The sequence below is a fragment of the Chloroflexota bacterium genome (assembly GCA_016219275.1).
In the GTDB taxonomy this organism is placed as follows: domain Bacteria; phylum Chloroflexota; class Anaerolineae; order UBA4142; family UBA4142; genus JACRBM01.
Window position 1 is genome coordinate 25100 of record JACRBM010000071.1, and the last position, 14801, is coordinate 39900.

13 protein-coding genes are annotated in these 14801 nt (G+C 55.5%); 4 read left to right on the plus strand and 9 right to left on the minus strand.

Annotation, left to right across the window (positions count from 1 at the left end):
* Positions 1-9: 9 nt before the first annotated feature.
* From HY868_20075 to mreC, 4 genes are all read left to right on the plus strand, one after another.
* On the plus strand, positions 10-1095 hold the full coding sequence (locus HY868_20075) for an aminopeptidase P family protein (GenBank protein ID MBI5304441.1): 1086 nt from the start codon (positions 10-12) through the stop codon (positions 1093-1095).
* Positions 1096-1201: 106 nt separating this feature from the next.
* On the plus strand, positions 1202-1891 hold the full coding sequence (locus HY868_20080) for a 50S ribosomal protein L25 (protein ID MBI5304442.1): 690 nt from the start codon (positions 1202-1204) through the stop codon (positions 1889-1891).
* Positions 1892-2100: 209 nt separating this feature from the next.
* Positions 2101-3159 (plus strand): rod shape-determining protein, encoded by a 1059-nt coding sequence (locus tag HY868_20085; protein ID MBI5304443.1) that lies wholly within the window; start codon positions 2101-2103, stop codon positions 3157-3159.
* Between the two features lie 97 nt (positions 3160-3256).
* Positions 3257-4180: a rod shape-determining protein MreC gene (mreC, locus tag HY868_20090; GenBank protein MBI5304444.1), complete on the plus strand. Its 924-nt coding sequence runs from the start codon at positions 3257-3259 to the stop codon at positions 4178-4180.
* Between the two features lie 134 nt (positions 4181-4314).
* Here the strand turns inward: mreC and HY868_20095 are convergent, their stop codons facing one another.
* From HY868_20095 to HY868_20135, 9 genes are all read right to left on the minus strand, one after another.
* Positions 4315-5259 (minus strand): NAD(P)H-binding protein, encoded by a 945-nt coding sequence (locus HY868_20095; GenBank protein MBI5304445.1) that lies wholly within the window; start codon positions 5257-5259, stop codon positions 4315-4317.
* A gap of 506 nt (positions 5260-5765) precedes the next feature.
* Positions 5766-7052, minus strand: coding sequence for a nickel-dependent lactate racemase (larA, locus tag HY868_20100; GenBank protein MBI5304446.1), 1287 nt, complete (start codon positions 7050-7052; stop codon positions 5766-5768).
* A gap of 6 nt (positions 7053-7058) precedes the next feature.
* On the minus strand, positions 7059-8027 hold the full coding sequence (locus tag HY868_20105; GenBank protein MBI5304447.1) for a transketolase family protein: 969 nt from the start codon (positions 8025-8027) through the stop codon (positions 7059-7061).
* Complete coding sequence (locus tag HY868_20110; protein ID MBI5304448.1) at positions 8015-8845, minus strand: transketolase; 831 nt, start codon at positions 8843-8845, stop codon at positions 8015-8017. The genes HY868_20105 and HY868_20110 overlap by 13 nt, the downstream gene beginning before the upstream one ends.
* 142 nt (positions 8846-8987) lie before the next feature.
* Positions 8988-9605, minus strand: a complete 618-nt coding sequence (locus tag HY868_20115; GenBank protein ID MBI5304449.1) for an aspartate/glutamate racemase family protein — start codon at positions 9603-9605, stop codon at positions 8988-8990.
* Between the two features lie 224 nt (positions 9606-9829).
* Positions 9830-11491 (minus strand): beta-xylosidase, encoded by a 1662-nt coding sequence (locus HY868_20120; protein MBI5304450.1) that lies wholly within the window; start codon positions 11489-11491, stop codon positions 9830-9832.
* A gap of 87 nt (positions 11492-11578) precedes the next feature.
* Positions 11579-12610, minus strand: coding sequence for an ATP-binding cassette domain-containing protein (locus HY868_20125; protein ID MBI5304451.1), 1032 nt, complete (start codon positions 12608-12610; stop codon positions 11579-11581).
* On the minus strand, positions 12610-13623 hold the full coding sequence (locus HY868_20130; protein ID MBI5304452.1) for an ABC transporter ATP-binding protein: 1014 nt from the start codon (positions 13621-13623) through the stop codon (positions 12610-12612). The genes HY868_20125 and HY868_20130 overlap by 1 nt, the downstream gene beginning before the upstream one ends.
* 30 nt (positions 13624-13653) lie before the next feature.
* Entirely contained in the window at positions 13654-14769 is a 1116-nt protein-coding gene (locus HY868_20135; GenBank protein MBI5304453.1) for an ABC transporter permease, read from the minus strand.
* Positions 14770-14801 lie beyond the last annotated feature (32 nt).

Consider the following 14801-nt stretch of genomic DNA (forward strand, 5'->3'; position numbering starts at 1 on the left):
GAGCAATGAATGAATCAACGTCTCGCGCGTCTGCGCGAAAAAATCGCGCAGAATCAACTCGACGCGCTGTTGATTACGCGACCTGAAAATCTATACTATCTGTCCGGTTTTGGCGGCGGCGAATATCTCGACGCGACGATGATCGTGTCCGCCGAGCACGCGTGGATTTCGACCGACTCGCGTTACTACGAGGAAGTGAAACTCCACGCGCCCGATTTCAAATTGTTTGAAGCCGGGTACGACCGCAACAAAGCGCTCGGTGAATTTGGCGCGCACACCAAACCGAAAGCCGTCGGGTTTGAAATGGCGCATCTCACCGTTGCGACGTTCAAGGATTGGAGCAAAGCCGCGCGTAAAGCCGGCTTTAAGCTCAAGCCCGTGGATGGTATCGTCGAAGAATTGCGTATCGTCAAAGACGCGGACGAACTTGCCAAGATCAAACGCGCGGTGGATTTGACCGACGAGGCATTCGCGCATTTTTGCCGCGAGCTCAAACCGGGCATGACCGAAAAGCAAGGCGCGTGGATCATCGAACGCTACATGCGCGAACACGGCGCGGATAAGGTCGCGTTCGAGTTGATCGTTGCCGCGGGATCGAACGGCGCATTGCCGCACGCGCGCCCAACCGATTACGTGATTCAACGCGGCGAGCCGATTGTCGTAGACATCGGTTGCCGGATTGATCATTATCACTCGGACATGACGCGCACGGTCGTGCTCGGCGAGGCGAACGGGCAATTCAAAAAAGTGTACGACACCGTGTTGAAAGCGCAGCTAACCGCCGAAAAGAAAATTCGCGAGGGCGTCAAAGGCAAACGCGCCGACGCCTTCGCGCGCCACGTCATCGGCAAGACCGAATGGGCGGAAACGTTTGGACACGGTTTGGGACACGGCGTTGGACTCGCCGTGCACGAAGGTCCGCGCGCGAGCAAATTGAGCAAAGACGTGTATCGCGAAAATATGACGCTGACTATCGAGCCGGGCATTTACATCGCCGGTTGGGGCGGCATCCGCATCGAAGATTTGGTCGTCATCAAAGAGGACGGCGTGGAGATTTTGAGCCGCGCGCCCAAAGACCCGGTGATTCGCGTGTGATCAATCGGTAGAGACGTTGCAATGCAACGTCTCTACGTGTATTTGACCAAAACACCCTTTCCCCGTATAATAGCCCAGCAATTTTTCAGAGAAAGGTCTATTGAAAATGGCTGACGATATTTTGTTGAGCGCGCAAACGCGCGATGTGATTGGCAAGCAGGTGAATGCCATGCGCCGCGCCGGGACGATCCCGGGCATTTTGTACGGCACCCACCTCGAAAAGCCGATCGTGATCAAACTCGATGAAAAGATGTTGAAACAGGTGGTTGCCACCGCCGGACGCAATCGCCTGATTAAACTGACGATTGATAGCGGCGCACCCCGTCTTGTTTTGGCGCGCGAAGTGCAACGCAATTCGCTGACGCAACGCATCATTCACGTGGACTTGCAAGAAGTTTCGCTCACCGAAAAGATCACGACCGAAGTGCCACTCGTGCTCGTCGGCACCTCGTCTGCCGTCACGCGTGGCGAAGGTCTGTTGATTCACGGGATTGATACGGTGCAGATTCGCGTGCTTCCCACCGATCTCATTCCGAATATCGAAGTGGACGTGACCGCGCTCGTGAGTCTGAACCAGAGTCTGTTCGTGCGCGATCTCAAGACCACCGACAAGATTCAAATCCTCACCCCCGGCGACGAAATGGTTGCCAAGATCGTCGCGGTGAAGGAAGAAGTGGTCGCGACCGAAGCGCCGGTGGCTGCCGCCGAAGTCGAAGTGGTTGGCAAGAAGAAGGAAGAAGAAGTCGCCGAAGGCGAAGCTCCGGCTGGCGAAGCCAAAAAGGAAGAAAAGAAATAACCGTTTGGATACGGAGAAAGAGTGGGGTGTTCTTTACCCCACTCTTTTTGTGTTTATGCGGTTTGTGGTATAATGCCGACCAGTCCGCTCGTCAACAAGTTGCGTCGTAGGGGGCGTTCAATTGAACGCCCCTACGGACTCTGTAAACTGATTCGGAATTCGCACTAGTTTGACAATGTGACTATTCGACTAAAAATCTGGAGTTCTCGTTGTTTAGCCCCATCAATTGGCTCCTGGGATTATTCTCGCGCGATATTGGGATTGACCTCGGCACGGCGAACACGCTCGTGCTCGTGCGCGGCGTCGGTATTGTCATCAACGAACCCTCCGTCGTCGCGATCGAGCGACGCACCAAGCGTGTGCTCGCGATTGGCTCCGAAGCGAAGCAAATGGTCGGACGCACACCCGCCGACATTGTCGCGATTCGTCCTCTGCGCGATGGCGTCATTTCCGATTTTGACGTCACCGAAAAAATGCTCGAGTACTTTATCGGCAAGGTGCACGATCATTCTCTACTGCCCTTGCCGCATCGTCCGCGCATCGTCATCGGCATTCCGAGCGGCGTGACCGAAGTAGAAAAACGCGCGGTGCACGACGCGGCGATCAACGCCGGCGCGCGCGAAGTCTTTCTCGTCGAAGAGCCGATGGCGGCGGCGATTGGCGCGGGCTTGCCGATTACCGAAGCGGTCGGTAGCATGATCGTAGACATCGGCGGCGGCACGACCGAGATGGCGGTGTTCTCGCTCGGCGGCATCGTCGTCAGTCGTTCGATTCGCGTCGCGGGCGACGAGATGGACGAAGAGATCGTGCGGTACGCGCGTGAAAAGTACAACATCCTCGTCGGCGACCGTATGGCGGAAGACATCAAGGTGAGCGTCGGCTCCGCGTTCCCCATGCCCGAAGAACGCACCGTGGTGTTGCGCGGACGCAATCTCATCACTGGGTTGCCCGAAGGGATCGAAGTATCGTCGGTCGAAATTCGCGAGGCGCTCGCCAATCCGGTCAATCAAATCGTGGACGCACTCAAAACGACGATTGACGAAACCCCGCCCGAACTCGTGTCCGACTTGATGCAGTACGGCATCGCGCTCGCCGGCGGCGGCGCGTTGCTCGGCTGTATCGCCGACCGTTTGTCGCAAGAAACCAAGATGCACTGTTACGTCGCGGAAGATCCGCTCACGTGCGTCGTGCGCGGCGCAGGTCAAATCCTCGAAGAACTCGACGTTCTCCACAAAGTTGTGATGCCGACCCGTTCCACGCGACGCTAGTGGAATTTATAATTTATAATTTCTGATTTCTGATTTGGAAAATATTTCCGCACAGCCGTAAATCCTAAATCATAAATCTGCAATCTGAAATTCCCCCATGTTTTCCTCGAATCGTAATCGCGCAACCGTGCTCGTCCTCTTCGTCGTGATTGCCTTTCTCGCCTTGCTACTCTACCAGACGGGGCAACTCGCGCCTGCGCAAGACCTCGCACTTGGATGGATTCAACCATTACTGCGCGGCGCGCTCGGCATCACCCAGAGCGCGGAGAATGTGACGGGCACACTCGCGGATGTCGCAACGTTGCAAGCCGAAGTCAAACGCTTGCAAGGGTTGGTCAACGCATCCGAGATTCAACGCGTCCGCGTGCGCGAACTCGAAAACGAAAATACACAATTGCGCCAACAGTTGCGCTACAAACAAAGCAATCCCGATTTCGATTTGCTGGGCGCGGCAGTGCTCGAACGCGAGATTGATCTTGCGCGCGTGATCGGGCGCGATCCGTCGAACCTCGCGCGGTTCATCATCATAGACCAGGGCAGCGCCGAAGGCGTCAAGGTCGGTATGCCGGTCGTCACGCCCGAAGGACTCGTCGGTCGCGTCACCGCGACTGGCGCCCATTGGGCGAAAGCGTTGCTCATCACCGATCCCTCAAGTTCGGTGAATGCAGTCGTGCAATCCACCCGCGCGACCGGCATCACGCAAGGCGACGTAAACGGCAACGTCATCATCAAGTACGTGCCGCAAGGCGAGGCGATCAAACCCGGCGATTTGATCCTGACCTCCGGGATGGGCGGCAATTTCCCCAAGCGTCTTGTGATCGGACAAGTGACCGAAGTGCACAAACGCGATATTGAATTGTTTCAAGAAGCCGCGATCAAACCGACCGTAGATTTTACGCGCCTCGAATTCGTGTTGATTCTGAAAAAGTTTACCCCGTCTGACATCACGCAAGAACCGACCCCGACTCCGACTGCCGCGCCGCGCCCCACACGCACCGTGACGCCAACGCCGAGTCCTTGAGTTTCCGTTCGATTGTTCGACAGTCCGGTGGGAGTGCACGCGCCCAAATTCATTTTCGCCGCGCGAGTTCATTCGCGTACCGCGCGCCGAGTGTCGCCGCGTGTGTGCGCCCAAAAGGGAAACCATCCTGACGACTAGAGATTTTCGTAAGCGGTCTTGCGGTTCTGCCGCCGAGCGAGTTCACTGGCATACTTTACGCCAAGCGTTGCCGAGTTGACTCGCGCCCAATCGGTGAGCCGTGTCTCACCAGCAGGCGGCGAGTTTGTGCAGAGCAAGCCGTGCATCAAGCCGTCAATCTCTTCGCGCGTGATAAACACATCGCCTTGCAAACGACTAATCGCGGATCCGACCACGTAGCCGAACCAAGGCGGCACCGAGATGATTAGGCGACGCACACCGATAATCTCACCGATCTGACTCACGAGTTCACGATAGGCGAATGTCTCAGGACCAATCGCGTCGATGATGAGATTCTCGCGGTTCGCGCCTTGCGCTACGGCAAGTGCGGCGAGGTCATCCACATAGATCGGTTGCAACTTGTATTGCCCATCACCGAAGACGCCAAAGACCGGCAGGTGTCTGAGGATCCAGGCAACATTATTTATGAGTACATCTTCCCTTCCAAAGACAACCGTCGGGCGCAGAATCGCGTATGACAGACCCGACTCAATCAATGCACGCTCGAGTTTCGCCTTTCCGCTAAAATACTCCAGCCGCGAGTCCGCGGATGGATTTGTGATGCTGACATGCACAAAGCGTTGGATGCCGGCTTGCTTTGCCGCCTGAATCAGCTTCAGCGTGTTCTCAACTGCCATCGAGTGTTTGAAATCTGTCTTGTAGTTAAAACGTACCCAGTATGTGTTGTAAAGTACTGTCGCACCCCGTAGCGACTCAACCAATTTGTCAGGCGCATCAAAGTTGAAAGGATTCGCTTCGACCATGCCGCCAAACGGATTCGCGCGATGTACCGAATTCGTCAACGTGCGAACGAGGTGTTCTCCCTTTAGCAATCGCGTTGTGATATATTTGCCGATATATCCAAACGCGCCAGTAACTATGTGCAATTCTTGAGAAGACATCTATTTCCTCAATTCGACAGCATCGGATGAAATCCGATTCCTTCTTTTTATTTTTACTACGTCGCGGATCAACGGAGTGTCCAGCTGTGGGGTATGTGATGGCGCGCGATGTTGACTGTCGCGTGGTATAGTCGTGCGAACTTGCAACATTTTAGCATAGACCCCACACGACAACAAGCTGAATTTTGCGCCTGGGTGTCTGTCAAAATTTTGGAACACTCAACCTTGCGAAGGTTGAACGGCAATCAAATTTGATTTGTCGTCAATACCTTCGCAAGGTTTTTTCACCACCCAAGAACATGACCCACACCCCTTGCGCCTCTTCGCGGCGACTCGCCTTGAACACTACCTTGGAAACTGGGAAGTGTAGTGATTGGCTGACACTATCTAGTCCCGCATAAAAACGTGCGGCAGGTTTGTAACCTGCTGCACGTTTTGTTATCGCGGGTTCGACGGGCGTAATTCACGGCACGTCCTATGTTTGCTTTTTAGAGTAGCAATTGGGGTTATTTATTTGTTCCGGCGACTTGGAACGCTCCCATAATATCTGCGCCGTGGGTCACGACGCCGATCCGCGCCTGGTCGCCGTGACGCGCGCGGGCTATCGCGAGCGCGGCGCGCAAATCCTGGGTCGCGGTCGCTCCGATCTTTTGCGCCTCGACATCGGTAATGCCATCGGTGACAAGCATCACCTTCACGCGGTTGCGCGTTTGATCGAATGCCAGGTACGTCGCCGCCGCCACGCCGTCTGAAATTTTTCCCTGCTCGACCAATTGGAGTACCTTGTCGCCGGGCGTCGTCCCGAGTTCGATTAGTTGCGGGTGGTCTGGCGCGATTCCTTCTGGCGCGGGAATCACCAGAATCAACGTGCCGCCATCTTTGACGAACATGCCGCAGTTATTGATTGGCTTGAAACCTTGCCACAAATCTCGATCCGCCGGATGCGAACTCGCGACGACGATCTCTGGTTTTTCGTTCACCGCGACGGTGTAAATCGGGCGCGCGATTTCCACACCCGCGCGATGCGCTTTGATGGCATCGCCGGCGACCACCGCTACAACATCACCATCGCGATTGAGCACCACGTTGACGATGAACTTTAGTCCCGATTTGACCGCGATCTCTTCCATCTCGCGACGCACCGGATTGTCCACGTTTCCCAGAATTTCGTAGACACGCGGTCCCGCCATCAAGTGTGTCTTCGCGGTGGTGAGCGGACTCGTCATGCCGGGCTGCACCATCTTTGCGCCGCCCGCCCAGCCCGCGTACATGTGCGGGATAATGTTGCCGACCGCGATACTGATTTGGCTTTCCAAATAGCGACGACTGATAAAGATCGGGACACCCAGCGGCGTCACACCGAGATCGCAAAAATCCGCCGGGTCAGATGAAAGATTCTCGACGCGAATGCGCGCGCAAATGGTCCCGCCATAACGCGCGATGCGTTCTGCTTCGTTCATCGCGCGGTGCGTGCCGAGCGCGATCAAGGCAATGATGTCGCGGTCGGGCACACCGGCGGCGTTCAATTCGTCGAGCAGAATTGGGAGAATCGCTTGTTGCGGCGTCGAACGTGTCCCATCATCAACTAGAATTACGGTCTTGGTACCGTACCGCGCGACAAGTTCCGGCAACGCCGGCGATCCAATGGGCGAATGAATCGCGGAACGAACGGCGGCTGCCAAATCCAGAACCGCCGCCGCGTTTTCTGGCGCGACGACCCAGGCAAGATTTTCTTCGGGAACACAAAGCGTTTTTGTGTCGTGCCCGTACGGCAGGGTGATTTCTTTGTCCATATTTCCTCATTTGCATTTGCGCGCAACCGCGCGGTGCGCCGCATTCACAATGTCATTCACGCTCAAGCCGTACTTGTCCATCAATTCGGAATAAGGTCCGCTCTCGGCAAACGTATCGGCAACGCCGATGCGTTCCATCGGCACGGGTTCATTTTCGACGAGGACTTCGGCGACCGCGCCGCCCAGTCCGCCGATGATGCTGTGTTCTTCGACGGTCACGAGTGCGCCGGTTTCTTTCGCACACGCGATCACCAGACCGCGATCGAGTGGTTTGATCGTGTGCACTTCGACGACGCGCGCGCTGATGCCTTGTTCCGCAAGACATTTCGCCGCGAGCAACGAACGCGCGACCAACACGCCACAAGAGAGGATTGATACATCCGCGCCTTGTCGTAGCACGATGCCCTTGCCGATTTCGGGCGTGTACTCGTCGGTGAAAATTTCCGGCACTTCGTTGCGACACAGGCGGAAGAACACCGGACCTTGCCAATCCGCGACGAGCGGCAATAGCTTTTTCACCGCGAGCGGATCCGCCGGGACGACCACAGTCATGTTCGGCAGCGCGCGCATGATCGCAATGTCGGTGATTGCGTGATGCGTCGGACCATCGAACGAATCGGACAAGCCGCTGTATGCGCCGGCAAGTTTCACGTTCGCTTCACCGTAGCAAAGATGCGTGCGGACTTGTTCGAGTGCGCGGGTCGCAAACAAAAACGAAAACGTGTTGGCAATCGGCACGCGCCCGCCGTTCGCCAAGCCGACCGCCACATCCACCAGCGCCGGTTCCGCGATGCCGACATTGAAGAAACGATCGGGATACACCGCTTCGAACATGCCGCTGTGATCCGAATTGGAAACGTCCGCGCTCAACACGACGACGTTGGGATGCGTTTTGCCCAGTTCGATCAACGCTTCGCCGTATGCCTTGCGCATCGAAACTAACGCGCCAAATGGTTCGCGAATTAGTTCTGCCATCGCGCGACTCCTTCGTTCAACTCGGCGAGCGCGGCTTGAAATTGTTTTTCGTTCGGCGGACTGCCGTGCCAGTAGGAATCGTTCTCCATGAAACTCACGCCCTTGCCCTTCGTCGTGCGCGCGATGATGACGACCGGCTTGCCGTGAATTTCGTCCGCTTGATCGAGCGCGTCGAGAACCTGGGTCTGGTTGTGACCGTGAATCTCAATCGTGTGCCAGCCGAACGCGCGCCATTTGTCCACGATGGGTTCGGTAGGCAAGACCTTGGTGGTCGTCCCAGTTTGTTGAACCCCGTTGTAGTCGAGAATCACTTTCAAATTGTCGAGTTGATATTTCGCCGCGACGAGCGCGCCTTCCCAGATGACGCCGGCGTTGATTTCGCCGTCACCCAGGATCGCGTAGACGCGTCGTTTCGATTTGTCCATCCGCGCGCAGAGCGCCATGCCTGCCCCAATCGCCACACCATGACCGAGCGGACCCGCCGGCACTTCGATGCCAGGTGTCTTTTGTCTCTCTGGATGTCCTTGCAAACGGCTGTTGAGCGCGCGAAACGTCATCAGATCTTCGACCGGAAAAAAGCCGCGATGCGCGAGCGCGGTGTACAGCATCGCGCACGCGTGCCCTTTCGAAAACACCAACCGATCCCGGTCGTCCCAGTTCGGATTGGATGGATTGATTCGCAAGTGATGAAAGTACAACGCGGTCAGCACTTCGGCGATCGAAAACGCGCCGCCGATGTGTCCAGTCTGACGCGCGTACACCATCTGCAAAACCTGGATTCGAAATTCATACGCGCGACGCGAGAGATCGGCAATCATTTCCTGGGTATGGTTTGTGCCGTACGGATAGACAGTTATGATCATCGAGACTCCCAAATCAAATAACCCAAACTTGCCAAAGGTCGCTGTGATACCAACTTGTGCTTTGGCAGATTTGGCAGCTTTGGCATGTTTGGCACGTTTAATTCATCGCCAACAGCATTTCACGCACGCGCGCAAAACCGGTATCGCCACTGTTGTACACTGGGATGCGGGTGTTCTCTAACAACGGCGCCAACGCCGACATAGAGAGTTGCGCCATGACGATACACTCGACCGATGCAGACAACTTTTCGACTTGTTCCAACAGCAGTTCGTTGTGTTTCGCGACATCGCCTTTGGAGATGAATTCAAACGCCTCGCTGCACAAGAGCGTCTGCACTTCGATCTCTTTGCCCTGCTCTTGCGCCACGATTTTAAGCAACCGTTCCGAAGATGGCACGGTCGTGCTCAATGTCGCCAACAAGCCAATCTTTCGAAATTGCCTGACTGCCAGTTCCATCATTGGGCGGTCAATCTGCTGAATCGGCACGCTGACCATGGGGCGTCCCAGTTCTGCCGCGAAGTTGAACGTCGAACAGGCAAGCAGAATCATATCTACCTGCGCTTCTTCGAGGTTGTGCGCGTACTGAGCGAACTTGAAATAGTTGACCTTGGGAATGACTCCGACGCCCGCTACAATATTATCCCTTTGGATGGTATCGTCACACAAGTGCATGACGCTGACTTCGGGGATGTGCTTGTCAATGTAGGGCTGCATCGCGCGGATGGTCAGGTTCACGGCGTGGATGATTCCCAGGGTTCTCTGGTTCAATGGCTTTGACACTTTGGTCTCCTGAGAGTTTGTCTTAAAAGGAGCACTGGATTCTCACGCCAAGGCGCAAATAGAATAAAAAATTGCGCTCTTTGCGGCTTGGCGAGAGTCTTTAAGACAACCCAAGTAATAGAATGAGGTCGCACGGCTGATGGACTTTCGACAGCCACTCACGCGGCTGTCGAAAAGCGCAACAACGATATGCCGTGCACCGGCAAGTTGAAACTCAATTTGATATTTCCGTCGTACAGCGCGATCCTCTGGGGCGGCTCCAGCAACTCCAAGCCGTCGCGTGATTTGATCGCGGCTCTCTGCCCTGGCGCGGGATACATCGGCTTGCCTTGGCGCACCCATTCGGCGTACGCGTTGCTGTGAGACTGATCAACCCGGTAGTGCTCCATGACCAGATTGTTCCCGGCGAACGGCAGGTTGGCGATTTCTAGTTCGATCTCGTACTCGCCGCTCTCATCCCAGTCGTCGTGGTGATTGTAGATCAGCACGTCCAACTGCTTGCCGCCGGAAAGAGTCGCCAAGCCGGAGATATCCGGCGATTCGCCTCGACCGCAAAGATCGGCGTAGGTCATTGGGTCTTTCGTGCCGGTGCTCTCGAAAAGAACTTGTTGCGCGCCCAGCTTGGCGTACATCCGAAACAGATTCAGGATCGCCTTGTCAATTCCCTGGGTCGAGAATGTTCGCGTACCTTCAAAGCAGCGCTCGCCCACGAACATGAATGCCCAAGTCAATAGTTTCAAATCCCAGTTGTTCTGCTTGGCGAACTGGCTGACTTTATCGAAGGCGGTCGCGACAAAACTCGCGTAATATTCGGTATTACGAAAGTTCAAGTTGATGTTGTCCCACGCGCCGCCAGCCGCCCATCCGTCGGGATCAATCTCCGACAAAATACATTCGAGGTCTTTGAACCCTGGGTATTTGCTGACGATCTCATAGCCCGTCCGCGTGTTGCTAAGAATCTGCTTGACGGATGGCGGTGTTTGCTTTCGATGCTTGGGGTCCGCGCGGTATCCGCCGCCTTTCACATGAAAGGTGACGAAATCCACCGTGGTACTTTTTTTGCCGGTGCAGGCGTTGACGCCGTTGGCGCAGTGATCGAGGAATGTGTCCAGGAATTCAGCCGCTCTAACTCCACGGGCTGGATTGGTCGTAGCAGGTCCGCCGACGCGCGCCTCCGGGCAAGCCGCTTTAACGGCGGCGACGGTGTAATCGTACAGTTTGTTGAACTCTTCAACGGAACCCTTCCAATAGTAATCCAAGTCCGGCTCGTTCCACAATTCCCAGTACCAGGTCTTGACCTGTGCGACGCCGTGTCGTTCGACGCAATGGCGAACCAGGTTGAAAACGAGATCGTACCACTTTTGATAATCCTTGGGCGGGCAAGCCCACCCGACGGTGCGATAGAGCCGATGGTTCCACTCATCTTTGGTGACGTCGTACCGCGCGGTGTCGGCTAAATCTTGCGGCATGAAACCGAGTTCGACAAACGGCTTGCATTTGTACTTCAAGATCGTGTCCAGGGTCAGATCAACAAAGGTCCAATCATAGACCGGGTTGCCCTCATCATCTTCGAGGTAGACGTTGGTGGAGCCCCACTTGTAGACGCCGTGACAATTACCCGTGCAGAGCAAGTGATGCGCCCGGACATAGTACGGTTTCTCCTGCAACTCCATAAACTTGGCGAGCAGTTCCTGCCCTTCGGGGGTGTAGGTGTAGTTGACCTCATCGTAACCAATATAGTTCCAATTGTGCGCGAGTTCCCCCTGCCACTTGCCGGCATCCACTCGGACTTGGACTTGCTTCGACGAATTTGCGCTCATGCTTTTCCTCCAGATTTTTTTTGCGATCTCGCGTGAACCACAGAGAACACAGAGAACACAGAGAAATTTTCTCTGTGCGCTCCGTGGCTAATCCAAAAGCGGCACGCCCACCAATTCAAGTTCTTTGGCGCGGTGGCAAGCCACAAAATGACCGGGCGAAAGTTCCTCCCACACCGGCGCTTGCTGTTTGCAAATATCTTTGGCATAGCGACAGCGCGGATGAAAGTAGCACCCGCTTGGCGGGTTTGCCGGATTTGCCACTTCACCTTGCAGGATGATGCGTTTCATCCGCAGATCCGGATCGGGCTTGGGGATCGCCGATAGCAGAGACTCGGTGTACGGATGACGCGGATTCGTGAACAACTCGACGACATCCGCCATCTCCACGATCTTGCCCACGTACATCACGGCAACTCGGTGCGAGACGTGCCGGATCACGTTCAAACTGTGCGCGATGAACAGGAAGGATAAATTCAGTTCGCTCCGAATATCCTGAAGGAGATTTAGAATTTGGGCTTGGATGGATACGTCCAGCGCCGATACCGGCTCATCCGCGATAATCAATTCCGGGTTGAGCGCCAGCGCGCGCGCCACGCCGATGCGCTGGCGTTGTCCGCCGCTGAACGCGTGCGGATAACGATTCATGTACTGCACTTCCAAGCCCACCAGATTCATCAGTTGCTTTACCCGCTCGACCAACTCGTCCCCTTTGGCAACGTTGTGCAAAATTAGCGGCTCGCCCACGATCTGCAGAATGGTCTTGCGCGGATCAAGGGATGAGTAGGGATTCTGAAAAACGATTTGCGCTTTGCGGCGCATCGCTTTGAGACCTGGTTTGTCCAATGCCACCACATCAATCGGCGCGCTGTCTTCGGGGTAGAACATGATTTGTCCGGCGGTCGGTTCGATCGCGCGCAAGAGGCAACGCCCCAGCGTGGTCTTGCCGCTACCCGACTCACCGACTAGTCCGAGTGTTTCGTTCCGGCGGATGTACAGAGAAACATCGTCCACGGCTTTGACATGCCCGACGACTTTTCTCAGGAAACCTTTTTCGATTGGAAAATATTTTTTCAAGTTCTGGACTTGCAATAGGACAGGCGTCGGTTGAGCGGAATCCATCACATGCCTCCCTTGCTATTCGACACCTCGAAACACCGAACCCAGTGTCCTGGCTCCACTTCCTCCAAAGGCGGGACTGACCGATTGCAGAGTCCCTCCCGGGCGATCAAACACCGAGAATAAAAGCCACACTCTTGCGGAGGATTCAGCGGTACCGGCACGGTGCCCTTGATGTTTTCGAGATAGGTGCTCGCCCGCCGCGTGAGCGTGGGAATCGCCTTAAGCAGTCGTTGCGTATAAGGATGCAAGGGATGTTTGAAGATAGTCCGGGCATCGGCAAACTCCACGATCCGACCCAGGTACATCACCGCGACCGTGTCCGCGATTTCGGCGATGACACCCAGGTCGTGCGTAATGTAGAGAACCGACATACCGAATTCCGCCTGCAACTGGCGAATCAATTCGATGATCTGGGCTTGCACCGTCACGTCCAACGCCGTCGTCGGCTCGTCGGCGATAAACAAGGATGGATTGCACGACAGCGCCTGCGCGATCATGCAACGCTGGCACATGCCTCCCGACAACTGATGCGGATACTCGGAAAATCGTTGCGTTGGATTTGGCAAGCCGACCTTGTTCAACATATCCAGGACGATCTCTTTGGCTTCCTTGCGGTTCTTCGTCCGGTGCAGCTGCACCATCTCCATCATTTGATCGCCGATGGTGTGGACCGGGGAGAGACTGGTAATTGGCTCTTGAAAGACCATCGCGATTTCTTTACCGCGAATCGAACGAATCGTTTGTCCAAACGGATCCAATTTCGCCAGATCAATCACCTCGCCGTTCGCGGGTCGGAACTCGAGCGTGCCATCCACGATTTTTCCCGGCGGCAGAACCGTCCGCATGATCGAGAAAGCCGTCACGCTTTTACCGCAACCACTTTCCCCGATCATGCCGAGGGTTTTCTTTTTCTGGATGTCGAAATCCACACCGTCTATGGCTTTGAGTGTCCCTTCGTCCAGCTTGAAATGGGTCCGCAGATTTCGCACGCGCAGGATCAAAGCATTGTCCAAGGGGGAGTCTCCTTCGCAAGGTTTGGGGAATTACTTGTACGGATCAGCCGCGTCCCTCAGCCCGTCGCCCATAAAGTTAAAAGCCAGGACGACGACGAAGATAAAGATGCCCGGAACCATCAGCCAGGGGTGCAGCGCGATGGTTCTGACATTTTGCGCCTGTTGCAGTAAGACACCCAGACTGATCGCCGGTGGTCGCAGCCCGACGCCCAAAAAACTCAGCGAGGTCTCCGCCAAGATCATGGCTGGAATGGACAAGGTGATATTGACGATCAAATAACTAATAAAGCCGGGTAGCATGTGATCGAAGATGATCCACGCGTCCGATGCGCCCGCCAGTTTGGAGGCGGCGATGTAATCCTCCTCGCGCATTTCCAGCATCTTGCCGCGCACGACGCGCGCCAAACCGCACCAACCGATCAGCGATAGGATGATGGAAATGGCAAAGTAGATCTCGGTCGGCGCCCATTCCTTCGGCAGCGCGGCGGAGAGAGTCATCCAGAGTGGGATGGCTGGCATGGAGAGGATGAACTCGATGATGCGCTGAATCACAAAGTCTACCACTCCGCCATAATATCCCGAAATTGCGCCGAGCACACTGCCGAGGATGAACGTGAACATCACGCCGACCAGACCGATGGACATCGAAATGCGAATGCCGTACACGACGCGGGAAAAAACATCTCGACCCGAGTCGTCTGTGCCGAGCAGAAAGAATTGCCCTTGCTGCGTTCCGAACAAGTGGATGTCCGATTCAATCAAGCCCCACATACTATACTTGTCGCCTTTGACGAAGAAGGTTAGCGGGTTTTCGAGCGACGGATCCTCTTTATAGGTTTTGCGCCAGGTCACCGGGTCTTCTTCCTGCTTCAAGCCGTACACAAATGGACCCACGCCGCGCGAACCGATCAGGTGAATTCCCTGCGGAGGGACATAGATATAATCGGTGGTGCGCTTGAGCGGATCCTGGGGCGCGATGAACTCGCAAAAGATCGCGACGAGGTAGAACAGCGCGACGACCGCGGTGCCGAGCATGGCGAGTTTGTGCTTGCGGAACTTGCGCCACATCAAGGTCCACTGGGTCGCGATGAAAATATCTTCCTGGCGATTCCGGAGACGTGTTTTTCCAAGAGTTATGGCTGCCATTGATCCCTCTATCTGAATGACCCGACCAGGTC